26 protein-coding genes are annotated in these 25490 nt (G+C 39.4%); 14 read left to right on the top strand and 12 right to left on the bottom strand.

Features of this window, described 5'->3' with window-relative positions; translation table 11 throughout:
* Nucleotides 1-79: 79 nt before the first annotated feature.
* The gene (locus A4245_RS15695) at nt 80-901 is read right to left on the bottom strand and encodes a hypothetical protein (RefSeq protein WP_157087743.1); all 822 of its coding nucleotides are present in this window, start codon (nt 899-901) and stop codon (nt 80-82) included.
* 195 nt (nt 902-1096) lie between these two features.
* Between A4245_RS15695 and A4245_RS15690 the strand changes: the two genes are divergently transcribed.
* The 6 genes from A4245_RS15690 (at nt 1097) to A4245_RS15665 (ending at nt 7679) form a co-directional block, all read left to right on the top strand.
* Nucleotides 1097-2827 carry an ABC transporter ATP-binding protein gene (locus A4245_RS15690; protein ID WP_067729618.1) on the top strand — a complete coding sequence of 577 codons (1731 nt, stop codon included), beginning with the start codon at nt 1097-1099 and terminating at the stop codon, nt 2825-2827.
* On the top strand, nt 2817-4634 hold the full coding sequence (locus tag A4245_RS15685) for an ABC transporter ATP-binding protein (RefSeq protein WP_067729616.1): 1818 nt from the start codon (nt 2817-2819) through the stop codon (nt 4632-4634). Before A4245_RS15690 ends, A4245_RS15685 begins: the two co-directional genes overlap by 11 nt.
* 104 nt (nt 4635-4738) lie before the next feature.
* Nucleotides 4739-5464, top strand: coding sequence for an alpha/beta hydrolase (locus A4245_RS15680; protein ID WP_067729614.1), 726 nt, complete (start codon nt 4739-4741; stop codon nt 5462-5464).
* A 92-nt stretch (nt 5465-5556) separates the two neighbouring features.
* Nucleotides 5557-6075, top strand: a complete 519-nt coding sequence (locus A4245_RS15675; RefSeq protein ID WP_067729612.1) for a YjcG family protein — start codon at nt 5557-5559, stop codon at nt 6073-6075.
* On the top strand, nt 6072-6494 hold the full coding sequence (locus A4245_RS15670) for a GNAT family N-acetyltransferase (protein ID WP_067729611.1): 423 nt from the start codon (nt 6072-6074) through the stop codon (nt 6492-6494). The genes A4245_RS15675 and A4245_RS15670 overlap by 4 nt, the downstream gene beginning before the upstream one ends.
* A 474-nt stretch (nt 6495-6968) precedes the next feature.
* Nucleotides 6969-7679 carry a YetF domain-containing protein gene (locus A4245_RS15665; RefSeq protein ID WP_067729610.1) on the top strand — a complete coding sequence of 237 codons (711 nt, stop codon included), beginning with the start codon at nt 6969-6971 and terminating at the stop codon, nt 7677-7679.
* An 86-nt stretch (nt 7680-7765) separates the two neighbouring features.
* Here A4245_RS15665 and A4245_RS15660 read toward each other — a convergent pair whose 3' ends face one another.
* Entirely contained in the window at nt 7766-8017 is a 252-nt protein-coding gene (locus tag A4245_RS15660; RefSeq protein ID WP_067729608.1) for a hypothetical protein, read from the bottom strand.
* Nucleotides 8018-8295: 278 nt separating this feature from the next.
* On the opposite strand from A4245_RS15660, the gene A4245_RS15655 reads away from it, so the two are divergent.
* Nucleotides 8296-8763, top strand: coding sequence for a CotY/CotZ family spore coat protein (locus A4245_RS15655; protein WP_067729607.1), 468 nt, complete (start codon nt 8296-8298; stop codon nt 8761-8763).
* 56 nt (nt 8764-8819) lie between these two features.
* On the opposite strand, the gene A4245_RS15650 is transcribed toward A4245_RS15655, so the two are convergent.
* Together A4245_RS15650 and mgtE are read right to left on the bottom strand one after the other, a co-directional pair.
* Nucleotides 8820-9311, bottom strand: coding sequence for a CotO family spore coat protein (locus A4245_RS15650; protein WP_067729605.1), 492 nt, complete (start codon nt 9309-9311; stop codon nt 8820-8822).
* 191 nt (nt 9312-9502) lie between these two features.
* Nucleotides 9503-10882, bottom strand: a complete 1380-nt coding sequence (gene mgtE / locus A4245_RS15645; RefSeq protein WP_067729603.1) for a magnesium transporter — start codon at nt 10880-10882, stop codon at nt 9503-9505.
* Between the two features lie 233 nt (nt 10883-11115).
* Here mgtE and prpE point away from each other — a divergent pair, with 233 nt between their 5' ends.
* Nucleotides 11116-11856, top strand: a complete 741-nt coding sequence (gene prpE / locus A4245_RS15640; protein ID WP_067729601.1) for a bis(5'-nucleosyl)-tetraphosphatase PrpE — start codon at nt 11116-11118, stop codon at nt 11854-11856.
* On the opposite strand, the gene A4245_RS15635 is transcribed toward prpE, so the two are convergent.
* From A4245_RS15635 to A4245_RS15625, 3 genes are read right to left on the bottom strand one after another with little or no spacing between them, the layout of a single operon-like run.
* On the bottom strand, nt 11853-12743 hold the full coding sequence (locus tag A4245_RS15635) for an RluA family pseudouridine synthase (protein ID WP_067729599.1): 891 nt from the start codon (nt 12741-12743) through the stop codon (nt 11853-11855). The two genes, prpE and A4245_RS15635, sit on opposite strands and share 4 nt — an antisense overlap.
* A gap of 19 nt (nt 12744-12762) precedes the next feature.
* A complete protein-coding gene (locus tag A4245_RS15630; protein WP_067729597.1) occupies nt 12763-13569 on the bottom strand; it encodes an NAD kinase in 807 nt (268 codons plus the stop codon).
* 46 nt (nt 13570-13615) lie between these two features.
* On the bottom strand, nt 13616-14224 hold the full coding sequence (locus tag A4245_RS15625) for a GTP diphosphokinase (protein WP_067729595.1): 609 nt from the start codon (nt 14222-14224) through the stop codon (nt 13616-13618).
* Between the two features lie 217 nt (nt 14225-14441).
* On the opposite strand from A4245_RS15625, the gene A4245_RS15620 reads away from it, so the two are divergent.
* From A4245_RS15620 to A4245_RS20210, 4 genes are all read left to right on the top strand, one after another.
* On the top strand, nt 14442-15008 hold the full coding sequence (locus A4245_RS15620; protein ID WP_067729593.1) for a CYTH domain-containing protein: 567 nt from the start codon (nt 14442-14444) through the stop codon (nt 15006-15008).
* Nucleotides 15009-15105: 97 nt separating this feature from the next.
* Nucleotides 15106-15492 carry a globin domain-containing protein gene (locus tag A4245_RS15615; RefSeq protein ID WP_067729591.1) on the top strand — a complete coding sequence of 129 codons (387 nt, stop codon included), beginning with the start codon at nt 15106-15108 and terminating at the stop codon, nt 15490-15492.
* 18 nt (nt 15493-15510) lie between these two features.
* Nucleotides 15511-16404 (top strand): ClpXP adapter SpxH family protein, encoded by an 894-nt coding sequence (locus tag A4245_RS15610; protein WP_067729589.1) that lies wholly within the window; start codon nt 15511-15513, stop codon nt 16402-16404.
* 538 nt (nt 16405-16942) lie between these two features.
* Nucleotides 16943-17119, top strand: coding sequence for a hypothetical protein (locus tag A4245_RS20210; RefSeq protein WP_157087742.1), 177 nt, complete (start codon nt 16943-16945; stop codon nt 17117-17119).
* 86 nt (nt 17120-17205) lie between these two features.
* Here the strand turns inward: A4245_RS20210 and pepF are convergent, their stop codons facing one another.
* From pepF to spxA, 4 genes are all read right to left on the bottom strand, one after another.
* Nucleotides 17206-19017 carry an oligoendopeptidase F gene (pepF, locus tag A4245_RS15605; RefSeq protein ID WP_067729587.1) on the bottom strand — a complete coding sequence of 604 codons (1812 nt, stop codon included), beginning with the start codon at nt 19015-19017 and terminating at the stop codon, nt 17206-17208.
* Nucleotides 19018-19124: 107 nt separating this feature from the next.
* Nucleotides 19125-20318, bottom strand: a complete 1194-nt coding sequence (locus A4245_RS15600; protein WP_067729586.1) for a competence protein CoiA — start codon at nt 20316-20318, stop codon at nt 19125-19127.
* 545 nt (nt 20319-20863) lie between these two features.
* A complete protein-coding gene (gene mecA / locus A4245_RS15595) occupies nt 20864-21547 on the bottom strand; it encodes an adaptor protein MecA (protein ID WP_067729584.1) in 684 nt (227 codons plus the stop codon).
* 475 nt (nt 21548-22022) lie between these two features.
* Nucleotides 22023-22418, bottom strand: a complete 396-nt coding sequence (spxA, locus tag A4245_RS15590; RefSeq protein WP_067729582.1) for a transcriptional regulator SpxA — start codon at nt 22416-22418, stop codon at nt 22023-22025.
* A gap of 384 nt (nt 22419-22802) precedes the next feature.
* Between spxA and A4245_RS15585 the strand changes: the two genes are divergently transcribed.
* Together A4245_RS15585 and A4245_RS15580 are read left to right on the top strand one after the other, a co-directional pair.
* Nucleotides 22803-23144 (top strand): P-II family nitrogen regulator, encoded by a 342-nt coding sequence (locus A4245_RS15585; RefSeq protein ID WP_067729579.1) that lies wholly within the window; start codon nt 22803-22805, stop codon nt 23142-23144.
* 145 nt (nt 23145-23289) lie between these two features.
* Nucleotides 23290-24666, top strand: a complete 1377-nt coding sequence (locus tag A4245_RS15580) for an ammonium transporter (protein ID WP_067729577.1) — start codon at nt 23290-23292, stop codon at nt 24664-24666.
* Between the two features lie 158 nt (nt 24667-24824).
* Here the strand turns inward: A4245_RS15580 and A4245_RS15575 are convergent, their stop codons facing one another.
* Complete coding sequence (locus tag A4245_RS15575) at nt 24825-25424, bottom strand: GNAT family N-acetyltransferase (protein WP_067729575.1); 600 nt, start codon at nt 25422-25424, stop codon at nt 24825-24827.
* Nucleotides 25425-25490 lie beyond the last annotated feature (66 nt).

The following is a 25490-nucleotide window of genomic DNA, read 5'->3' as shown; positions in this document are numbered from 1 at the left end:
AAACTATAAACCGATAATGGGAAACTGTCAATATTCAACTGGCATAAAAGTAAAAAAAGTATTACCCCCTGTTGTTTTTCTATATATTCCTCACCTTTAATCCCAGATTCACAAATTCCTTGCCTTTCCTTTCATAATAATAGTCCCTGACTGCTTTTTTAAACTCTTTTTTCGTCATGTCCTCAGCATCCTGCACCTTATGGGATCTGAGGATTTCAGCCTTAATCCAGCTGTCATTTGATAACTTCTCCACTGTATTCCTTATTTGAACATCCGCTAATTGGGCTTCCCTGCTGCTCTTATTCAATTGTTTCTTAATAAAGGTAATTGGCTTTGTTAACCCAAGAAATACATGGAGCTGGACAAACACACTATAATCTATTTCCATCAATAGATTTTCTAATGCATCTACATCCTCCGTATGAACTGACTCGCTTTTTTCTCTTTCTTCTATCAATCTGCGGAATTGTGCCGTATCGTATAATTGTTTTTTTCGTTCGTCTATAATAAACTCGATTGATTCCTTCCCTTGCAGGTAATACCTCTCTTCTATTTCACTCAGGTTATTTCCAGATACTAATTTTTGCATAAAGTTTTTCATTTTTATAAGTTCTTCCACTTCAAGTGAATTTTCACTAATACCATCTTGCAATGAAAGTGACATCAAGTGCCGCAGCATGACCATTTTTTCGATAGCGTATTGCCTGTCTGAGTCTGGTACGGTTTCTCCAGTGGTAAATATAGCTAGATTCGTTAGTTGCTTGGGAGACCTCTTTTCATATTCGACCGCATAGAAATTACAATCGTTATGGACTAAATAATGTGGTACAAATTGATGGTCTTCCCGCCATTTTTTATGCCTTCTGGCTTTTTTCACTAATCGTTCTTCTATTGCTTCCACTGAATACATCCTCTCTTTTAAGAATTCTCTTTCCATATCTATACCCGAATATTTTATCTTAAAATCAATTTGCTTACCTTCATCATTCGGACAAAACAATTTCGGTTCACGAAATAAAGAACTGGATAATATCCCTGATTCCCCTTATAATAGTAAAAAAATTGCTTTTTATCTGAGATTGAGGGTGGTTAGCTTTTGAAAAATATTTTTTCCTTTTTAAAACCTTATAAACTCCCTGCTGTAGTGGCATTTCTGCTAATGCTTGTCGAGCTTGCAGTGGAATTGCTCCTTCCGTTATTTCTTGGAAAGATGATCGATCAAGGTATAATGAACCAAGATATAAATAATATTGTCATGTGGGGAAGCATTATGATTGGCCTCGCATTTATTTCACTGATTGCCGGTATAGTGAATTCATTTTTCTCTTCCCATGTAAGCTTTGCATTCGGATATGATATTCGTCAGAAATTATTTGAGAAAATCCAGGAATTTTCGTTTGCCAACTTGAACCAGTATCCAACTTCCGGACTCGTAACGAGGTTTACCAATGATATCAGACAGATGCAGAATACTGTTTTTATGGTGCTGCGCATTATGGCAAAAGCACCCCTGATAGTACTCGGTGGTGTGATAATGGCTTTCGCTGTAAATGCGAGACTTGCTGTTGTCTTTCTTGTCACTGTACCGCTGCTGGTCATTTTCCTGTTATGGGTACTTAAAATTGCCAGCAGCATGTTTTCCAAGGTGCAGGGAAATGTAGATCATGTAAACCGTGTCATGCAGGAAAACCTCGCTGGAATGCGTTTGATCAAAGCTTTTACGAGACGTAATTATGAAGAAACTCGATTTACGGACGCAAATACTGAATTGGCGGACTCCACCCGTAAGACTTTCCGTTTTGTTGAATCATCAATGCCAGTACTTCTTTTTGTTATGAATATGAGCATCATTTTTATTATTTGGTACGGAAATTCCCAAACCATTGCCGGCCAGGCGAACGTCGGGGAGGTTGTTGCGATGGTCAATTATGCGCTGCGTGTAGCGATGGCTATTTCCATGTTCTCCTTTATCATCATCGCTGTTTCACGAACAAAGGCCTCCGCACGGCGTGTCGATGAAGTCCTTTCCGTTGATGTGGACCTGGTGGATAATCCGGAAGCAGATCGGAACATGGCAGTGAGGGATGGCAAAGTCGAATATAGGCATGTTTCATTCTCTTATCCAGGTGCAGATCAACCAACATTAAATGATATTTCATTTACGGTCGATGGTGGGGAAAAGCTTGCAATTATCGGTGCGACCGGAGCGGGTAAATCCTCTCTATTCCAACTTATGCCCCGATTATATGACGTAAACAGTGGAGAAATTTTAGTGGATGATAAACCGATCACTTCCTATTCATTTGCCCAGATTCGTGGAAGCATCGGTTACGTACCGCAAACTCCTCTGCTTTTTACAGGCAGTATATCGGACAATATTGCATGGGGTAAAAAGGATGCCTCCACCGAAGATATTGTGCAGGCTGCAAAGGATGCACAGATTCATGAGACGATAATGGAACTGCCAAATCAATATGAAACACGGGTTGGTCAGAAAGGGGTCAATTTATCCGGTGGCCAGAAACAACGGATATCCATTGCCCGTGCACTGATCAGAAAACCGAAGATTCTCATGCTCGATGACAGTACAAGTGCACTGGATTTAGCAACAGAATCTCGATTGCTTGCTGCTATCCAAAAGTATAACTGCACCGTTTTTATCATCACACAAAAAGTTTCAACTGCCAGCAGTGCCGATCGTATTTTACTTATTGACGAGGGAAAAACACTTGATATCGGCTCACATGATAAGCTGCTGAAAACATCGGGTCTTTACAGGGATATATTGGAATCACAATTTGGAAAGGATTATGCACATGGCAAGTAATTCATTAAAAGCTCCTTTTCAGTATGAGAGAATTTCTTTGGAACATGTTGAGATAGATAATAAGAAAAAAGCTGAAAATATGGGGGCTACGCTAAAAAGAATATGGGCCTATTTAGCAGTGGAAAAAATGAAGCTTTCCCTCGTCATCCTCATGGTTTTGGCAAGCTCAGGGTTAGCGCTTCTCGGTCCGTTCCTTGTCGGGATGGCGATCGATGATTTTATTGTTACCCAGGAAACATCTGGACTTGGTATGCTGTTGATTTCATTGATTATCGTTTATTTGTTCCATTCATTATCGATTTTTTTACAGAATTTCTGGATGATCGGTATTGCCCAAAATACAGTTTATACACTGAGGAAGGACCTCTTCAAACAGTTCCATCGTCTGCCTATTTCCTTTTTTGACAAGCGGCAGCATGGGGAATTGATGAGCAGGTTAACCAATGATATAGATAATGTGAATAATACATTGAATACATCGGTTATCCAGATTTTTTCCAGTGTGCTGACACTAGTCGGGACAATTGCAGTGATGATTTATTTGAGTCCGATATTGACTGTTGTGACGATGTCTGTGATACCTGCAATGTTTCTCGCGATGAAGTGGATAACGAAACGAACCGGTCCATTATATAAATTGCAGCAGAAAAACCTTGGTGACGTGAATGGTTACGTGGAAGAAATTGTATCCGGCCAGCATGTTGTCAAAACCTATTCCCAGGAAGACAAGGTCATTGGTCAATTCGAAGAGAGAAATAATGAACTGAAGAAAACAGGCTTCTGGGCGCTGACAATTGCCGGTTTCATTCCAAAAATCATGAATATGCTGAACTTCCTCAGTTTCGGTCTCATTGCTTTGGTCGGTGGTATTCTTGTTATCGTTACAGACCAGCAGCTTGTGACAGTAGGTATTATTGTTATTTTTACAGAGTATGCACGTCAGTTCACCCGCCCGCTCAATGAGCTTTCCAACCAGTTTAATGTGTTGCTCTCAGCAATTGCCGGTGCAGAGCGCGTATTTAATATAATGGATGAAACCCAGGAAGAAATCGATGAAGCTGAAGCAATTGAAATTTCCGGTACAAAGGGAAATATTAAATTTGACAACGTTTCTTTCGGTTATGAGGATACACCTATACTGAAGGGGATCAGTTTTGAAGCAAGGACTGGCGAAACCGTTGCCTTTGTCGGGCATACGGGGGCTGGTAAAACAACGATCATTAATTTGATCTCTCGTTTTTACAATTATGATAGCGGGAAAATCAAGCTCGATGGAGTGGATTTGAAAAATATTAAGCGAAGCAGTCTTCGCCAGCATATGGCATTTGTATTGCAGGATGCCTTCCTCTTCCATGGTACCATACGGGATAATATCCGTTATGGACGGCTGGAAGCAACGGATCAAGAGGTTGAAAATGCGGCAAAAAATGCAAATGCACATGATTTCATTAGGAAACTTCCCGATGGTTATGACACCGTTCTTGATCAGGACGGAAGCGGCATCAGTCAAGGTCAGAAACAATTGCTAACAATCGCAAGGGCACTGCTTGCAGCGCCCGCCATCCTCATATTGGATGAAGCTACGAGTAATATTGATACAATTACTGAACTGAAAATCCAGGATGCATTAGAGCGTCTGATGAAGGGCAGAACCTGTTTTGTCATTGCACATCGATTGAACACGATCCAGGATGCAGACACGATTATTATGATGGACGGCGGTGAAATTATCGAAAAAGGAAGCCATGAACAGCTGATTAACCTTGAAGGACATTACTACGAATTGTATAAAGGGCAGTTGAGATAGGTACCACTACCCGGATTTTGTCGAGACGTGACAGGCAGAGCATGTTAGTGATAGACTAAGAGTAAGTATGTGCATAGATAACTAGATGATTGAGGTGTATATTTTTGGGCAGAAAAGGAAAGATGGTCGAAAGAGAAATCGAAAGCCGTTATCTGAATGAAACAATGACAATCAAAGTATACCAGCCAGAGTCATTTTCCTCTATGTATAAATATTCTATTTGTATCATGCAAGATGGGGATGACTATTTTCAAATGGGCAGAATTGCCACTTTAAGTGACAGACTGCATGAAAGTAAGGAAATAACAAATACCGTATTTGCCGGAATTCATTACGAGGACAGATATGACCGGAGGGAGAAATATCATCCAAGCGGTGAACAAAATGAAGCATATACAAAGTTTCTTATTCATGAAGTTGTACCTCTCTTGGATGAAATGATACCGACATACCATATGGGACAGTCAAGGGCTTTAATGGGCGATTCACTCGCAGGTACGCTCGCATTGATGACTGCGATCAACTATCCAAATACGTTCGGCAAGGTCGTCATGCAATCTCCTTACGTTGATGGGAAAGTGATGGAAACCGTTAAAAATGCTAAAGATCTTCATTCCATCGATATTTACCATACGATCGGGGAGAAAGAAACTGTGGTCACCACAACAGATGGAGATAAAGCTGATTTTCTCAAGCCAAACCGCGAGCTTCATGAGCTGCTGGAATCTAAAGGCTCCACTTATTATTACAACGAAATTGAATCCGGTGAGCATACTTGGAAATATTGGCAAAAAGATATGCCACGGGTTTTAACTACGATGTTTCATTAATTTTTGTTCTTGAGTGATTTTTGCTATACTAAATAAAACTACATCATATATTAAGTCATCATGTATAAAATCAGGATGCAGGAGGTTTTCTTATGAATTATGGGATTGCTATATTTCCGTCAAAACCGATTCAGGATCAGGCAAACGCATTTAGAAAGCGCTATGACCCTCACTATTCTTTGATACCGCCACATATAACTCTGAAAGAAACGTTTGAGGCAGATGATGAACAAATCAATGAATTGATTACCGAGCTCAAGATAATCGCCAATGCAACGGATCCTTTTACAATCAATATTGATAAAGTGAGAACATTTGCGCCGGTAACGAACACAATTTATTTCAAGGTTGAACCGGTTCAGCCTTTAATGGACCTGCAGGAGAAAATGCAGAAAGGAAAGTTCGAGGACAACTCTGAGCATCCGTTTGTTCCACATATTACGATTGCCCAGGAACTTTTGCATGATGAATTTTCAGACGTTCTTGGCAGACTGGAAATGGATGAGTTTCACTTTGAAGATAAAGTTGATCGTTTCCAGTTACTGTATCAGCTTGAAAATGGATCTTGGACAGTATATGAAACATTTGTATTTGGAAAGGAAAAGGTATGATCATCAAAACAGCAGAAAAAAGAGAAGAACTTGAGCATGCGTATCAAGTCAGAATGAAAGTATTCGTCGAAGAACAACGCGTACCGCCAGAAGAAGAATTGGATGAGCATGACGCAACAGCTATGCATTTTATTGCCTTTGACGACGAAACTCCAATAGCTGCAAGCCGTCTTCGTTTTGTTGACGAATATGGAAAGCTTGAACGCATTTGTGTGCTCAAAGAATACCGTGGACACTCCCATGGTAAACAATTGATCCAGGAAATGGAAAAAATGATTACAGGAAAAGGATATAACAAAGCGAAACTCAATGCACAAACCCATGCAGAGGCTTTCTACAAAAAATTGGGATATAAAACAGTATCCGGTAAATTTCTGGATGCAGGAATCCCACATGTGACAATGATAAAAGAGCTTTAGAACAAAAGCGGAGGTGACTGTTTAGAAACTCAACGCTAGCAAGGGACTGGAAAGCGCATGGTTTTCGTGCTTGGAATGTCCATTGCTTATGACGGGAGTTTCTAGGAACCGAAGCTGGACGTGGCTGTCTATGTGTAAAAATTAATTGCTGCCAAAATTGATACTTTCTTATTTTCAATAAAATACGAACGCCCAACAACGCTGGGGCGGATGCTTAGTTGTTTTTATGTAGGCAAGAGTTTTATCCGCTTGTGAATTAAAGGTGTATCACGCTCCTCGTGATACACCTTTTTTGCAATAATTCTTACTCATGAACAGCCGCATAAGCACAATTGCGAATCCATATGCCTTAATACTTCTTGACCCTTTATCTGGATTTCCAACCCATCCAAATATCGGAGCTATTTCCATGCATGTTTTTACCCTTTCAGGTAAAACTAAAAGCTGAATGTTATTGTAAGGGGACGGGAAACGATGACTGGATATTTTTCTATGTTTATTGAAACGATATTTGGTTTCATAGCATTATTTATAATTACCAAAATCCTTGGAAAATCACAAATTAATCAGATTACACCTTTTGATTTTATTTCTGCTTTATTATTAGGAGAACTTGTAGGGAATGCCTTATTCGATGAGAATGCGGGAATACCTGAAATCGGATTTGTCGTCGGGGTATACGGTGTATTGATGTACTCTACTGAAATCATCACTCAAAAGCATAAAAAAACACGACACCTGATTGAAGGCGATCCGGCAATTGTGATTTATAATGGAAAGCTTATCCGGGATACAATGAAAAAAAATAAGCTTGATATTAATCAGCTTCAGCATTTACTCCGGGCAAAAGATGTATTCTCCCTGCGTGAGGTTGAATTTGCCATATTGGAAGCGAACGGTACCATCTCTGTTTTACGAAAATCTGATTATCAGACACCGAACCGGAAAGATATGAGGCTTTCTGCCCAGGAGGTTAACTTACCGACAACCTTAATAAATGACGGGGAAATTATTCATGATAACCTGAAAGAGAAAAACCTGACAGAGGACTGGCTGAGAGAGAAATTAAAAGAACAAGGCTACGATCGAATTGAAGATATATTCCATGTGGAGTATGAGAAGGGCCAAGATCTTCTGATTTATCCCATTCTTAACAGAAACCATCAAAAATGGGATATCGAATAAAATTTAAGGAAGCTTAGTGTGTCCATAATATGCTCACTCACGCAAAACACTCATTACAATAAGCTAATGAGTGTTTTTTATTGCATTTATGCTTGCTCACTAAAGTTTCTCCCTTTGCCAGTCAATGTACCAAATAATGCTTCTGAAGCATTGTGGGGTTGGATATTTTCAGTAGATGACTTATTCATTGTGTCATATTTGCTTGAAATCTCTTCATGCTGTGTATTCAGTATAACTTTGAACGGGCCCTCAATATGGTGCTTGTTATCCTTTTGCTGTACAATCCGCTTCTGATAATCATTATATTGAAAGTGGTCAATCGGTAATATATATCCCATATTCCTCACCCCTTATCAGTTAATTATAATATTATTTCGCATAAAACGATTTTTTTATGGGCGTTCTTGAATAACTATCTATATTTCTTTACCCTTTTCCATGGAAAAATAATCATTGTATTCGGTAAATTTTTATTCTCTATTATTATATGCTGTTGCGTCATATTTTCTTCCTTAAGACTGCCAGGACGAAAAATATACATATGCCCACACCATCCAAGACATGACACATATCCTATAAGGAAAGTAAATTCATTTAGCGAAAGGAGTTATTTTTCATGGGTTGTGGAAAAAAATTCGATACAGGTAACTGTGTAGCCGATATTTTAAAAGACATTGTAGAAGCACAAAATGATATCGTGGAAAATTGCTGTGACACGAGCTGTGAGCAGTCAATCAGTGAGTTGCTTGGTGAGACTGACGCGGTTAATGGTTTAGATACAGTACCAGTAATTTTATATTGCAAAGACTGTAAACCATTTAAAGGATTTGGGGCTCCAAGAGACAATGGTAAGATCGGTGATATCGTGTCCAGCTTCATTTTCCGAGTGAAAAAAGTTGATGACGATAATTGCGCAGTGCTTGAATTACTGTTAAAAGACGGTGAAACATGCGGGCATGACCATCTGAAAGATCCTACAGACCAAAGCACCAAGGACCTTGAAGCAACAGGAATTTGCATCACTGTTGATCTCGACTGCTTCTGCCATGTAACTTGCCTACCAGCAATCAATGCATTTAACTAACAAATGTGCATTTAAAAAACACCATTAGGAGATTTTCTCCTCAATGGTGTTTTTCTTTAAAACCCAAGTATTTGTATATCTTTTATCTCATCAAGAGGTATGGAAATAGGCGTTTTTCTGTTAGAGACTTTCACAAATACCATATTTTCCTCAAAACCTGTGATCAATCCCCTATAGTTTTTTCCTTTGGACTTTATTTCACATCTGACCTGAGGTGCATATGCTGGCCTGCTCGTAAAATAATCTATCTTCTCGGGTATATCCATTTCCTTGAAGCTTTTGCGTTTTTCAGACTTCGTTTCCTCTGAACCCTTATCTATTTGTTCCTCTTTGGCTACTGCCGTTTTATCTGTTGCAGGCTCCTGCTGAAATGAAGAAGTACGTCTGCTGATCTTTTTCTTGACAGGTTTCTCTTCCTCAACGGCCTTATCTTCCTTGGCTTTCCTTTTCTTGCTCATATACTTATGCTGCATCGGAGCCTGAGTACCGCCAGTACTTGGTTGATGAATATAAAGTAACGGTTCATTGGCAAATTTCTTCTCTGCCATGTATCATTCTCTCCTTCCTTTTTTCCTCAACCCATTATATGAACCCACCTACCGAAATGTTATAATTACGAACAGTGCCTGTCACTACCCGGTTTTTGTCGAATATTGTCGAGCGCTGTATCCCGTACTCCCTGCCCGTTCCCCAAAATATAGAGCATCCTCCCAAACGGAAGGATGCTCTGCTTTTTTTCTTAAGTTAAATATCCCATAAATGTTGTTGCCATTCCAAAATAAATTAATATCGAGATAATATCGTTTACAGTTGTGATAAAAGGCCCGGAAGCTACTGCTGGGTCGATGTTGAACCGGTGCATGATGATTGGAATCAAAGACCCTGCAAGTGTCGCTACAATCAGTGAGGCCAGGATGGAAAAGCCGACAAGTAAACCGAGAAACAGATGGCCCTGCCACACATAGATAACTACAGCAATCAGTATGCCGCATACTGTTCCTGTAATTAATCCGGTATATGCTTCACGCATAATCAATTTCATCTTACCCTGGTTGCCATATTCTCCTGTCGCGATCCCTCTGACTGCAACTGCGAGAGCCTGTGTCCCTGTGTTTCCGGCCATCCCCGCGATTAAAGGAATAAAGATAGCGAGTACCGCAACCTGATTCAAGGTTGCTTCAAACCTGCCGATCAGGCTTGCAGTGAAAAGTCCCAAAAACAATAATATAATCAGCCATGGAAGTCTTTTTTTTGCAGCCGTAAATGCCGTATCATCTTTTCGGTCAGTATCTGACATCGCAGCCATCCGTGTATAATCTTCACTTGCCTCTTCCTCCATGACATCCAGGATATCATCGACAGTAATAATCCCAAGGAGGTGATTTTGAAAATCAACAACTGGCAGTGCAAGAAAATCATAGTCCCTGAACATTTGGGCGACATCTTCCTGATTTTTTGCGACCGAAACAGCTACCACCTTTGTACTCATTATCTCCTCAATCAAAATATGATCTTCGGCAACAATTAAATCCCTGATGGATACAACTCCAACGAGGCGTTTTAGCTCATCAAGCACAAACAGATAATAAATCGTTTCTGCATCTGGAGCTTCTGTTTTAAGCAGCTGCATCGTTTCTTTCGCTGTCTTGTCTTTATAAATCGCGACATACTCGGTAGTCATGATACTACCGGCAGTCTTCTCCTCATAATGCAGCAGTTGTTTTATTTCATCTGCTGCCTCTTTATCCATAATTGTCAGGAAGCTCGCAACCTCTTCCTTATCCAGTTCATTCAAAATATCGACCGCGTCATCTGCAGGCATTTCAGAAAATACCATCGCAGCATATCTTGGATCCATTTCCGGGAAAAAATCTGTCACATCTTCCAACTCAATATTGATCATCACTTCAGACATTTCCCCGGGTGACAGGTAAGCATAGATGTTTTCACGACCTTTATTATCCTGATCCATAAAAAACATTGCCTGGTCGTAGGGATGCATTTCCAGGAAATCCAAACGGAATTTTTCGATGTTTTCTTCAGTCAAGGATGTTTGGATGATCTCAAACTGTTCTTTATACTTTTCTTCATACGTTTCTTCATATCTGTCCGGATTCATTCTCTTAACCTTCTTTCTCCCCTGGCACACTACGTGTCAAAACATATTTTCCCTGAATGCAGTGTTTTCAAACGACTGGCATTTTCATTTAGTTTTTAAATCAAAATAATATCAGGTAAAATTGATAACAATATTCATATCTATTATAGGCGGAACATCGCCATTTTTCTAACGGAATAATAATAAATAAAATCGTTAAAGAATGCAACCAATGATATAAGGGGGATCTTATTATGAAAATTGATGTAATCGGAGATGTTCATGGCTGTATTGATGAGCTGCGTGAACTATTTACAGACTTGGGATATGTTCTTGACCATGATGTCTATATCCACCCTGAGGGGAGGATTCCTGTCTTTGTGGGAGATATTACAGACCGTGGGCCGGATTCCTTATCAGTCATTAAGCTTGTTTATAAAATGGTTGTGGAGGAGCGAAAGGCTCATTATGTACCCGGGAATCACTGTAATAAATTGTATCGATTTTTCCTCGGCAATAAAGTACAGGAGAAACACGGTCTTGAAACTACTGCTTCCGAATACCGTGCTTTAAGTACAAGGGAACAGAAACTTGTCAGCAACCAGTTTATTAAACTGTACAGGCAGGCACCTCTTTATCTTCAGCTCCCTGAACTGAACGTTATCGTTGCTCACGCCGGCATAAAGGAAAGTCTGATTGGCCGTACGGATAAAAAGGCTGAAACTTTCGTACTGTATGGAGATATATCTGGACAGTTTCACCCCGATGGAAGACCAATACGCGGAGACTGGGCAAAGCATTATCATGGTGACAGATGGATTGTTTATGGGCATACACCAGTTAAAGAACCTAGGATTGTTAATAAAACAATCAATATTGACACAGGTTGTGTTTTCGGAAATAAACTGACTGCATTTCGTTTACCCGAGGAAAAAACAATTGCCGTCCCATCGAAACAGCCGCTGGCGGAAGAAAAATTCAACTCATTCACTTAAAATTTCAGCCTTGCCGCCATTTCCTCCATATCCTGCGGCAATTCCGAACGCAGCTGAACAATCTGTTTTTTAATCGGATGCTCAAAGCTGATTTGGCAGCAATGTAATGCTTGCCTATCTATATACGTTAACGAGCCTTCATACAGGTCATCACCTGCGAGCGGATGGCCTAAATGAGAAAAATGCACCCGGATTTGATGGGTCCTGCCTGTTTCCAATTCGATTTCCACCAATGAATGACCAACCAGGTCTTTAATCTTTTTATAGTGCGTAATTGCCTGTTTCCCCGATTCATTTACTTCCCGCTCTATAATCGAGTGTGGTGCCCTTGCAATTGGTGCATCGATCGTACCGGTTTCTGCAGGCAGCATCCCTTCGACAATTGCAAAATACTTTCGTTTGATATTGCGCGATTTCTGGGAAGCAGAGAGAACGGAGTGGATGTACCTGTCTTTTGCGATAAGCACCAGACCGGACGTATCGGCATCTAATCGTGTCACTACATGCACCGTAAATGTCCCCCTGCTCTGCTCCTCATAATGCCCGAGCAAGCCATTTGCCATCGTGCCTCTTACGTGGTTGGGAGACGGCACGACAGCCATTCCAGCAGGCTTATCAAGAACAATGACAGCCTCATCTTCATAAACGACATTCAGATCCATTTTTTCAGGCTTTAATGCACCGCTTACCTTCTCCTTTGGAAATTCAATTTCCAAAATATCCCCAGCGGCTAATGGATAACGGACATTTTCCTCGGTTCCGTTCACCCGGATTTTACCTCCATGATGTTTTACAGCTATAATGATCCTCTTGGAAAATCCATGGACCTTCTGCAGATATTCCCGGATAATCATCCCTTTATGCTGCGTATCGATTACCCACTTCATTCTTTTTCAGCCTCACATTCTAGTTATCATCGTCTGCAACAAATGAGTCACGCACCCTGTTCCAGAAAGGAAATTGCCTGAACCTCGCAAACCGAATTCTTTCTTTAGCTACACGGCACTGGATTGATTTTACATTTTGATAGTTTTTTGTGAAATGATCGATTTGGATCAGAAAGCTGCTGTTTACCATCGGCTTTAAAAAACATGTATGATGTTTTGGCAAAATTAATGGAGAACCGATCGTACGGAAAACACGGTTATTAATCGATGCATTCTCCGTTATTTGAATTGCTTCCAGTGATGGATGCAGAATCGCTCCGCCCAGTGCCTTATTATAGGCGGTACTTCCTGAAGGCGTGGAAATGCAAATACCATCCCCACGGAATGTTTCAAAATGCTCTCCTTTGATTTCTACATCAAAAACAACCGAAGAACCGTCAGCAGTTTTGATCATCGCTTCATTCAAAGCCAAATAACGATCCTCTTTGCCACCGGTTTTAGCACGGATAATGACTTCCAGCAAAGGATACTCTACTGTTTGGAAAGGGGTTTTTGCAATTTCGATAATCAGTTTCTCCACTTCATCAGGTGTCCAGTCTGTATAGAATCCTAAATGTCCTGTGTGTATGCCAATAAATGCTGTAGATTCCAAACGATGTGCATATCTGTGAAAAGCTTCCAGAAATGTTCCATCACCGCCAACTGATAAAACAAGATCCGGTTCAACTTTGTCATATTCCAGATCAAAATCGGATAAATATTGCTTCATCGTTGCTTTGATCTTATTTGAACGTTCATCACCTTTGGATACAATTTTAAATTTCATCTTTAATCTCCCCTTACTAACGTTTCTCTTCCTGCAGGCCATCCTGTTATTTTCTGTGGAATATTCGCTGTGCTTCCTGTATTTCGCTTCTTATTTTGGACATTTCTTCATCAAGCTTAAATGCTGCTTCCGCTGCACGCTTCAGTCTCGATTGAACCTCTGCCGGTAGATTACCCTCGTACTTATATTTCAACGAATGCTCATTCGTTGCCCAAAAATTCATTGCCAACGTACGGATTTGTATCTCCGCGAGTACCATTTTTCGGCCGTGGATTGTTTCTACCGGATATTCTATAATCATATGATAGGAACGATATCCACTCGTTTTCTTTTTCGCTATATAATCTTTTTCTTCAATAATTGTAAAATCGTTACGATCATGCAGCAAGCCCACGATTGTATAAATATCATCGACAAATTGACATACAACCCGAACTCCAGCTATATCCTGGATTTCCCTTTCAATATTATCCATGGATATGTTCCTTATTTCAGCCTTTTCAATGATACTATGGACCGGCTTTACACGCGCAGTCACAAATTCAATTGGAGAATGGCTGGATTCAAACTCAAATTGCGATCGCATGCCTTTAAGTTTTACTTTCAATTCTTCGATAACTTGTTTATAAGGAGCAAGGATAGCTTCCCAATTCATAAAATCACCCTTATATTTTTCTTAGAAAACTTGGCAACTGCCTAAGCCTTTAGCGTAGCCTTGGTTGCACATATGCAAGTAAAGAATACTTTCTGACTTGCAAATAATTACCATATCCATTTTACCATACAGGATGAAAATGGCTAATCTTTGCATTGAGGTTATTCTTTGGCCATAATAAATAATAACCTATTTTTCACACTGGGGGACATAAATAATGGCACAGGAAATAGAAATTGAATATAAGAACTTACTGACAAGGGATGAATATGAGCGGTTATTGCACAATCTTCCTTTTCCTGAATCTGGAAGTAAACAAACAAATCATTATTTCGAAACAGAAAATTTTTCTCTAAAAAAGAATGGCTGTGCACTGCGGATAAGAGAAAAATCTGGAAAATATCAATTAACCTTAAAAGAACCACATCCGGATGGCCTGTTGGAAACACATGATTTGCTGACAGATCTGGAGGCAAAGAAGTGGCTTGAAGGAAACATCATCCCAAAAGAAAATACCGAAAAACAGCTGCTGAAAAAAGGTATCCAGCTGAAGCATCTGCAGTATTATGGACATCTCACGACAGTACGAAGAGAAATTCCATACCACGATGTATTGCTTGTGTTGGATTACAGCACGTACCATGACAGGGAAGATTTCGAATTTGAACTGGAAGCAAAATCAAAGGAAAGTGGTATAAAAATATTTCAGGAAGTTCTAGGGAAACATGACATACAAAAAAGAGAAACTCCAAACAAGATTGAAAGATTCTTCCACTCCACGTGACAACAAGTAGGTAAAATTGACTAGACCATAAATCAATTTTGTTGCTCATCTATCAATCCGTTGCTACAATATATACAAAGACTCAAGGAGAGTTGTTATGGAACAGATGAAGCATCGAACGATTTATGAAGCCATTGGCGGATTTGATACAATACAACGATTAGTAGACGCATTTTATAAACGGGTAGCAAAACATCCTAAACTTATACCTATTTTTCCAGAAGATTTAACGGAAACCGCCAGGAAACAAAGTCTTTTTCTCACTCAATTTTTTGGTGGACCAAGACTTTATGAAGAAGAACGTGGCCATCCAATGATGAGAAGGCGCCATCTGCCATTTGAGATTACACCATCAAGAAGAGATGCCTGGCTTGCATGTATGGCAGAAGCACTGGAGGAAACAGAAATTGATGAACCATATCGTACAGCTATATTTGATAAATTGACCCTGACCGCAAACCACATGATGAACACGCCGGAATAAGAGAAAGGAGAATTCGATGTGAGTTGGAATCAAACTGGGCTGACAAGCTCAAATCACACAAACACATCGGCCAATTATAGCTATATTGATTACGTACAAAAACCGATAGAGATTTATGTATTTATTGACCCACTTTGCGCAGAGTGCTGGTCTCTTGAACCTTATCTAAAAAAACTGTCTGTTGAATATGGTCGATTCTTCACCATTCGTCAGATTGTCAGCGGACACTTATCTTCACTAAATACGGATACCTTTGATAAGCCGAGAAAATTAAAGGAAATATGGGAACGGACTGCAAAACGTACTGGAATGAGCTGTGATGGGGACTTATGGGAAGACAATCCTGTCACATATCCATGGATCGCCTCGCTGGCGATCAAGGCCGCCGAACTGCAAGGGAAAAGGGCCGGAAAACTGTTTTACCGTAAGCTTCAGGAAAATCTTTTCCTGAAGAAGCAGGATATATCAAATGAAGAGGTGCTCATTCGATGTGCCGAGGAAGCAAAATTGGATATCGAGGAATTTGAAAAAGATTTGTTTTCCACTTCTGCACAAAAGGCATTTCAATGTGATATGAAATTGACGAGGGAAATGGAAGTAGACTACATTCCGACAATCGTATTTTTTAACCAGGTTATAGAAGAAGAAGGCATCAAGATTTCAGGACTTTATCCATACGACATTTATGAACTGGTCTTAAGAGAGATGCTGCAACGCACCCCTATTCCGTCTGTAAAACCACCATTGGAGGATTTTCTGCAGTATTATGATGTTGTAGGTACCAAGGAGGTCTCTGTTGTGTATGACTGGTCAATGACCAAGACAGAGAAAGAAATGAAAAAACTTCAATTTAGACAAATCGTCAAAAAAATCCCTGCAAAGTACGGTTCATTCTGGAAATATATTAGTTAATTCTTCTAAAAGCCTTGCAGAAAGGCTTTATTTTTTTATATGCAGACTCGACATAGCCTTTTTTCTGATTACACTTCCTGAAAAAAAGCAAAAAAATAAAGGATATACGGGGCAGCGTATATCCTTATTCCGTCTTTGTATATATACAAAGGGGGATGGGAGAAAGTTTCATGATCAAACAAAAGGGGTATTTGTTTGTATTAAACTTACATTGTAATAATAGCAAGAAATATTTTAGATTTCAACTATAATGTGCATACATTCACAAAAAGTTCACTTCTAGTACATAATATCCTTGCATAAATTAAAGTGACGGACGATATTTGTCCGTTTACTCGTAGTGATAGAGATATGCTGGATTATTTACTTTCGTACTGCTTAATAAGAAAGGCTTGCTTTGGCCTGCTCGGCCGATTTCCCATTTCATCAAGAATTCATGCGATTTATCAGGGATCTTAAAGCTTTGCAGGTTAAAATCCGGTCGCTTCTACGGGGAATCTCCTATTTTTGTTGGAGTATTAAAGGAGGGGTGATTTCATTGCGAGATTTTTATCCGGTATTCTTTCTGATGCTGTCGGTATTTGCTTTCTTTCTAAACCTACTTGGTCTGATGAAACTCATTCCGCTCTATTTTACGATGCCATTGTTTTTCTTATCCATTTACCTGACATTGTACTCCTTGTCCCATCGAAACGTTTATCGAAGATCAAGATAGGGGAACCGGCTAATGCTCCGGCTCCCCTACTTTTTTGCTGTGAAATAACTGAATCAGCGCACCTCGTTTCCGCGACTGCTTCTGTTTTATCCCAACAGTAATTTTTCCATTTCGTTTAATTTCTCTTCAAATACATCCAGTGCATCCAGGATCGGTTGTTTCGATGTCATATCAACGCCCGCTTTTTTCAGGACTTCTATTGGATAGTCACTGCTCCCGGCTTTCAGGAAGTCAAGATAACGATCGACTGCACCTTCTGCCCCTTCCAGAATGTTATTGGCCAGTGCGGTTGCAGCCGAGTAGCCTGTTGCATACTGATACACATAGTAATTGTAATAGAAATGTGGAATTCTTGCCCATTCCAGGCCGACCTCTTCATCGGAAACAACTGCATCCCCGTAATATTTTTTATTAAGTTCATAATAGATTTCGGTCAGTTTATCCGCTGTCAATGCTTCCCCATTTTGAGCTCTCACATGGATATCGTGTTCAAACTCAGCAAACATCGTTTGACGGAAGACCGTTCCGCGAAATCCTTCCAGGAAGTGATTCAGGATATAAAGTTTCTGTTTTTCATCCTCAAGGTTTTTCAACAGGTAATCATTCAGCAGCGCTTCATTTGTAGTCGATGCAACTTCAGCTACAAAGATCGAGTAGTTACCATAACGAGAGGGCTGGTATTTTCTCGTATAATAGCTGTGTACAGAATGGCCGAGTTCATGTGCAAGGGTGAATGTATTGTTTACATCATCCTGCCAGTTCATCAAAATATATGGGTTTGTGCCATATGCACCGGATGAATATGCCCCACTTCTTTTCCCTTTGTTTTCTTCCACATCAATCCAGCGGTTTTCAAAGCCTTCCTTTAGAATTTCTGCATAATCACTGCCAAGTGGCTTGAGCCCTTTTGTTACATAATCCTTGGCTTGTTCATAGCTAACCTTCATTTCAACGTCCTTCACTAATGGTGTGTAAAGGTCATACATGTGAAGCTCATCAACCTCTAATACTTTTTTCCTCAATTCAGTATATCTATGCAACAATGATAATTTTTCATTGACCGCTTCGACGAGATTGTCATATACCTGCTCCGGGATATTGTTGTTGTCCAATGCTGATTGGCGTGCTGATTCATAATTTCTTATTTTAGCAGAGAAATTATCCGTTTTTACATTTCCGCTCAATGTAGATGAAAATGTATTCTTAAATTTGCCATACGTATCGTAAACTGCTTTAAAAGCATCTTCTCTTACGCGGCGATCTTTAGATTCAAGGAATGTGGAATATCTCCCATGGGTAACATCCACCTCTTCCCCATCTTCATTTTTGATTGCCGGGAATGTGAGATCAGCATTATTCAACATGCCAAATGTTGTAGCTGAGCTGGACATAGGCTCAGAAGCTTCTGCAAGCAAAGCCTCTTCCCTTTCACTCAGTACATGTGGGCGCTGACGGTTGATTTCATCCAAAACTTTTCTGTATAGCTGCAGCTCTTCTTTTTCTTCCAAAAAGCGGTTTATTTTCTCTTCATCCATCTTAAGCACTTCAGGTACAATATAGCTCATTGCACTGGATGCAACTGTAAGAATGGTTTCAGCCTGTGAATTCATTCCTTGATAAAATGAATTCGTCGTATCCTGATCATATCGCATATGCGAATATGTAAATAATTTGCCCAGACGCTCAGAAAGTTCATCCTGCAGTTTAAGTACACCATATAAGGCATCCGCAGATTCAGATAACTTGCCCTTGTATTCCTCTATTTTGGGTATATCCTGCTGTAATTGTTTCCGTTCTTCCTGCCACTGTTCATCCGTTGTAAAAATATCTTCCAGTCTCCATGTGGAATCTAATGGGACTTCACTGCGTTTTGGCAACTCTTTTGTAGATTTGGCCATGTTAAATTCCTCCTTTTGCTGTCTATATACTATTATTTCTAGATTTTCTAAGAAATACCTTTTTATAAGAATCACTTCAGTATCAAGTATAACGAAATAACAAGCATTCATGCTCGTATTTTGTCCGAGTTCTGGAAAATTAATTGCGCAAGCAGCAAATTATCTCCTTGCATTGCATCCTCAACATTTTTGTATGCTTTAACTTGCTCTATTTTTTTGTAGGTGGTTGAAGAAACTTTACGTATATAATTCAGTTGCTCCAATAAATGGAGATATTGTCTGATCGGGTGTTCGGTAACAGATATAAGGGGAAATAGCGAAGCATCCAGAATTTGATTTCTGAAGTTATGTTTACACGAGTCTATATGGAAGATTTCTCCCACTGAGACAGGTTGAATGATTTCCAGAATGACTTTGCTCTGCCAGTTCCATATTGGGGTTTTCATTCTATGCTGGGTTTTTATCGGCAGATGAATGAGGGAAGGAAGATTCTCCGGATGAAAGCCTTTATAGTAGAGCCATTTTCGCCAGGTGAGCTCATTGCCGTATATTTTTTTGGCTGGCCTTAACCTGAATTGTCGTTTCTCTTTTACCCACAGATTGAACAGATCCTTTTGGGAAAAATAATCCAATTGGAACAGGTCCGTAAACTTTAATTCATAAATTTTTGTAATATCGATTTTCCCTATGGCAGTGAATGTTTTGGTGATAAAGATATCGTGGACAATTGCAACATCTGAGGTGTGAGGATCAAAGTAGTATAGGACGAAAGGAGTTTCCGGGGTGTGTTGATGGATGAACTGGTGCGTAAACTGATCGAGCCTGAAAGTATTTGCGCTGTATCGTTTAAAGTGATTGGCGCCGAGGATCCAGATAGGGAATATACCTGCTGTTTTATAGCCTGCATTTCGCTTTCTTACTTCCTCAGCCGATATACGGGCACATTGATATTCAATTGCAATTTTTTTGTTGTGCAACGATATCAGGATATCCGGACGCTGCTGGATTTCCGGTAAATAAGCTTCTAATGTGACATCCATCTTATATTTTTTAAGCCAGTGATATAGCAAAAGCTTGCCCTGTTCATGGTATATTCCTTCTCCCCCTTCCCGGGAAGGACAATTTGATTCAGTTTGATGGGCAAAATGAGCTGTTATTTTCCACCCTGCTTTCATTATGACGGGCTGTTCACAGACCGGACAGTAATATTTTTCACCTTCCTTCCTGAGTTTTTCAATAACATCTCGTTTCATTGAGGCAAGCGTTATGACTCTTCCATTTTTATTTTTTGCCTGCAGCATATATAAAACACCTCCGTTTTCTATAATTCGACAAAAGGAGATAAAATCCTGCTAAGAAAAGTGCAAGTGCCTTGATCACCCCCGACAAGATGGATTGGACGTGGCTGTTTATGTGAAAGAGTTAAATAGCTGCTTATTTTATTAGAAATTTGAGTGTCACCAAGCCTTTCGGTAACATTCTTAGTTGACCATATGCATGTTGGCCGAACTAAAGCGCAAGCGCCCGTTTAGGGACGTACGGACTGCGCCCCGCACTGTGGGGTGGTTCGACTTGTCGAACATTCCTACGTAGGAGATAAAGGAAACACGACGAACGGAGAGAGTCGATGTTGACTTTCACCACAAGGGTATAAGTGCGACTAAGCCTCTGGCAAAGCCAGTCGGCAAGCCTTCTTTATCGTACGGAGGCGAAGGAAGTCTCGGTAATTCCTGGGCGCTGGAGCTGGACGTGGCCGTTTATGTGTAAGAATTAATTGCTGCCAAAATTTTATACTTTCCTATCCTCAAAAAAAAAATAGACATTCCTATTATAGAATGTCTATCCTTTAACCGGGAAAATACGATCTCACTTGTGAAAATGTATCTGTTTCAAATATTTTCTTGCCGTACTCTTCCAACAGATGTACCGATACATCCGAATCATTGGCAAATTCGAGCACTTGGCTGATTACATCTTCCTGCTTGTTATCATCAAGCACATCGTGAGAAAATTCCATGTACAAATAGTACGTATCATTATAATGGTAAAGCGTTTCTTCCCCGAAATCGGATAATTCGTGGAAATAATGACTGAGCTGAATCAAGTCTTCAAAGTCATCAAATTCTACAATTAACCATAAGTTCTCATCAATCAAATCGTCCGTTTCTTCCTCTGAAGAAACATTTTTGCCGAATTTATCATCGAGTAAACTTTCAATTTTCTCATCAACCGGAAGTTCAAGATTACTTCCTTCTTCGGTATCCAGTTCCAGATTCTCACCGTTTTTGGACACCTTTGCTTTCGTAACTACTATTTCAAGACCTTTCTCCATTGCCTGAACCTGAATCCATAAAGGCCCCTCCGGATTAAAATCTTCTTTATAATTAACTTCATCCATCATTTGCCAGAAAAGCTGTTCACTGCGCTCACGGTTATACCAGATTTCCTCGCGTTCGAAACCAAGATCTTCAATGTCGATATAAGAAATATAAAATTTTATCGTATTTTCATTAATTCTTTCTATTTCCATCTCACTCTCTCCCTTCAAATTAAAAATACTAGCTGTTTCGTCCTTCCAAAGCACCTCTTGAAGTAAGTTTTTAAGGAAAAACAGTTTAGATGGAAGAGACAACTTCACCATTATTTATAATTAAAAACGTCTCTCTGTATACTTTTTCATTACCCGTTAACCTGTAACTCTAACCATCTCTAATCATATGCTTACCACTATTGTATGATAGTGTACTGCATCTTGGAAATTAATATGCCTATAAATACTACAATTAAAATAAGTGCCTGATTTCCCAAGTAATATATAGGGATGGTTAGTATGATATTTTAAACTATTTTTACAGATTTGTCACCATAAAATTTGCAGAAAGCAGGCAGCTATATTTTACCACCTCAGACATATTCGCTCACCGAAGTACAATGTAAAAGACGCAGCTCCTATTAGGGACCTGCGTCTTTATTATGTTAATAATATATCCGTTTCAAAAAAAGATCTAGTTAACCATTCTCTGAGCTTCACGCAACTGAAATGTACGTACAGTTCTAGGTAAAAATCTGCGAATCTCATCTTCGTTATATCCTACTTGCAGACGCTTTTCGTCCAAAATGATTGGTCGTCGCAACAAGCCAGGATTCTGCTGAATCAAGCTGAATAAATTTTTCATCGGTAATTGATCGATATTTACATCCAGCTTCTGGAAAACCTTTGAACGTGTAGAAATGATCTCGTCTGTTCCATCTTCCGTCATACGTAAAATTTCCTTAATTTCATCAAGTGTCAACGGCTCAGAAAAAATATTGCGTTCTGTAAACGGTATGTCATGCTCTTCCAGCCATGCTTTTGCTTTTCTGCAAGAAGTACAACTTGGTGAGGTATAAAGTGTTACCATTGTAACTTCACTCCTCATTTTTAAGTGTTTATGTTGAATATAGAGAACATTATTTAACTTATTAAATTAAAATAAGTTTAAATTACCCATATGTATGATTATACTACAATCGTCAACTAAAAGGTAGGGGGTATTCTAGAATATCAGGTAATTAATAATGTTTTTTTACTCTACTCGACATTTATTAAATAACATACCCCACTTCAATTTCAATTAAACACTCTAATTGAAAAAAATTCCCGTTAACTTCTAAAACCATAATTCTAAAAGTTCCGAAAAATTTTAAAAAATGCTTGCAATGTTTTAATATTACTATTATGATAACTAACATAACTTAATATGTTAGATAATCTAACATCAAATAAAATGGGAGGATGAAGAACAGTGAAAAAAATGGAGTCCATTATTAGACCGGAAACGTTTCAAACACTTCGACATAATCTTTCTCAAATTGGGATCAACGGTCTCACAGTGACTGAGGTAGCAGGAACCGGCAAGCAACGGGGGCAAACAGGTGTTTACAGATCCACTGAATTTCAAATCCAATTACTATCAAAACTCAAGGTTGAAATGGTCGTTGAAGACAGTCAATTGGAAGAGGTTATTGAAATTATTCTCAAAAGCTGCCATACAGGGAATATCGGCGATGGAAAAATATTCCTCTCTCCTATTGAAGAAACAATCCGAATTCGTACAGGTGAACGAGGCGTTCAAGCAGTCATGTGACCGACCTCTAACCTGTTTAACGTGGAAGCTTATCATTCTCGTACGACAGAGTGTTGTCTTCTACAGGCATCCGTTTAGAAGCGACATTAAACTTTAGGGATGGATGCTTCTTGACTAAATTTATTAAATCTTGGGAGGAAATTATATGTTGAAGAGAACTTTACTGTTATTTACACTGCTGTTCTTTATCACAACACCAGTTTATGCGGCAGCACCTACAGTTCAATCACTAGAATTATCCGTTAATCTTGTATGGGTTATGCTTGGTTCCATTCTAGTATTTTTTATGCATGCTGGATTTGCAATGGTTGAATCAGGTTTTACACGTTCTAAAAATACGTTAAACATCCTAATGAAAAACTTTTTGACCATCAGTATTGCTGCAATTTTATTTTTCATTATTGGATACGGGATCATGTTTGGTACTTCTGTGGGAGCATTCATTGGAATCGATGGGTTTATGCTTAGTGACGTGTCGGACATTGGATTCTTTGTTTTCCAAGCGATGTTCGCGGCCACAAGCGCAACCATTATGTCTGGTGCTGTTGCTGAACGAATCAGACTTGGTAGCTACGTATTAATTGTCATAGCTATAACCGCAATCATTTATCCGGTTGTCGGTCATTGGATTTGGCAAGGGGACGGCTGGCTTACCGCTTTAGGTTTTAATGATTTCGCCGGATCAACAGTTGTACATTTAACAGGTGCAGTCGCAGCTTTAATGGTTGTTCTTATTCTGGGGCCGCGCTCGGGAAAGTATAAAGGAAAAAAAGTGAATGTTATTCAGGGACATAACATGCCACTAGGCGCACTCGGTGTTTTCATTCTTTGGCTGGGCTGGTTCGGTTTTAATGGCGGTAGTACATTAGCGGCTGATCCTTCATTAGTTCCAATGGTTATTGGCACGACATTACTGTCTACTTCAGCAGCATTATGCTCTTCTTCCCTTTATACGAAGCTGCGATTCAAAAAGATGGATGTTTCTCTTTCGATGAATGGTATTTTAGGAGGCCTAGTCGGAATCACAGCAGGTGCTGCAGAAATCACTCTTGGGGGATCCATCATTGTCGGTCTGATTTCCGGAATCCTGCTAGTCGAAGGGATTCGTTTCTTAGATACAAAACTGCGTGTGGATGATCCAGTTGGAGCAATCGCAGTACATGGAATCTGCGGTATTTGGGGAACATTGGCAATCGGATTATTCTCCACCTCAACCGGAATATTCTACGGGAACGATTTTTCACAGCTTGGTATCCAAGCTGCAGGAGTAATTGCAGTTATTGCATGGGTTGGACTGACAACTGGAGGGTTCACCTATGTACTTAATAAAATTTCTCCTTTTCGCGTTTCCGTGGAAGAAGAAGTTGCTGGACTCGACTTTATCGAACATGGTTCAAACGCTTATAATTTTAAAGATAGCTTATTAAACGGTGAGACAGAAACGAGACCCAGAAGCTTGGACTTAGCGGAACGTTTGAATAAGAATATTCCTATTGGAGAAGTATCAAAGCAGAGTTCTTAACTAATTGGAAATTCTTAAATGTAAAAAAGGGAGACTGCCTTTATAATGGCAGTCTCTCTTTTGTATGTTGAAGCTGTCATACGCGCTTCAGCTTTATTTCTCAATGATCAGCATGTCCATGATGTAAAACTTTTCTATTGAAAATTTCGTGCTAGCCGTTACGCCTTTTCCGGATTTGGCTTTTTCAGCCCTTCCAGAATATTGGCAGAATCACGTTGCTTATTATAGCTCAACACTTCTTCGGCAGATTGATATGCTTTCCCATATATTTCTTTATCCTTATACGTATGAATGTCCATGTACATCTTTTTCATCTGTTCAAAAATAACCTCTTCTGATTCATTATTTGGTGACCAATACAGTATTTCCATTGGCGTTTCTTCATTCGTTGCCAAGGATCGCCGATTATATCCAATGGATTTTGCATGTGTAAAACCTTCTCTGTGGTAAAAACGGAGTCTTTTTTCTGAGTCTGTATCTTCGTAATCGACAGGTTCCACTTCCAAAATAATTGGTTTCCTTTTTGTCTTTAATTTTTCAATTAATTTATGACCGATCCCTTGTCCTCTTGTTTCCGAGGAAACCCAGAGGTAATCAATAAAGATAAATGTATCAAACTCCGCATACATTAAAACGTGCTTGGAGCTCTCATCTTTAGAATAGACATCGCCTTTTTCTTCCAATAATAATTCCATATGCTTTCTAGATTTCATTTCCTCAACCGGGAAATATTTATTTAATTTATCATACCAATTCATGGACCTACTCCTTTTTACCATTATTTTTAATAGTATAGCGAAAAAATATTCATTTGTTAAATCCAT

The sequence above is a fragment of the Oceanobacillus damuensis genome (assembly GCF_001618145.1).
GTDB lineage: Bacteria > Bacillota > Bacilli > Bacillales > Amphibacillaceae > Oceanobacillus > Oceanobacillus damuensis.
The sequence above is the reverse complement of the archived record's forward strand: the minus strand, read 5'-3'. Positions and strand labels throughout refer to the sequence as shown.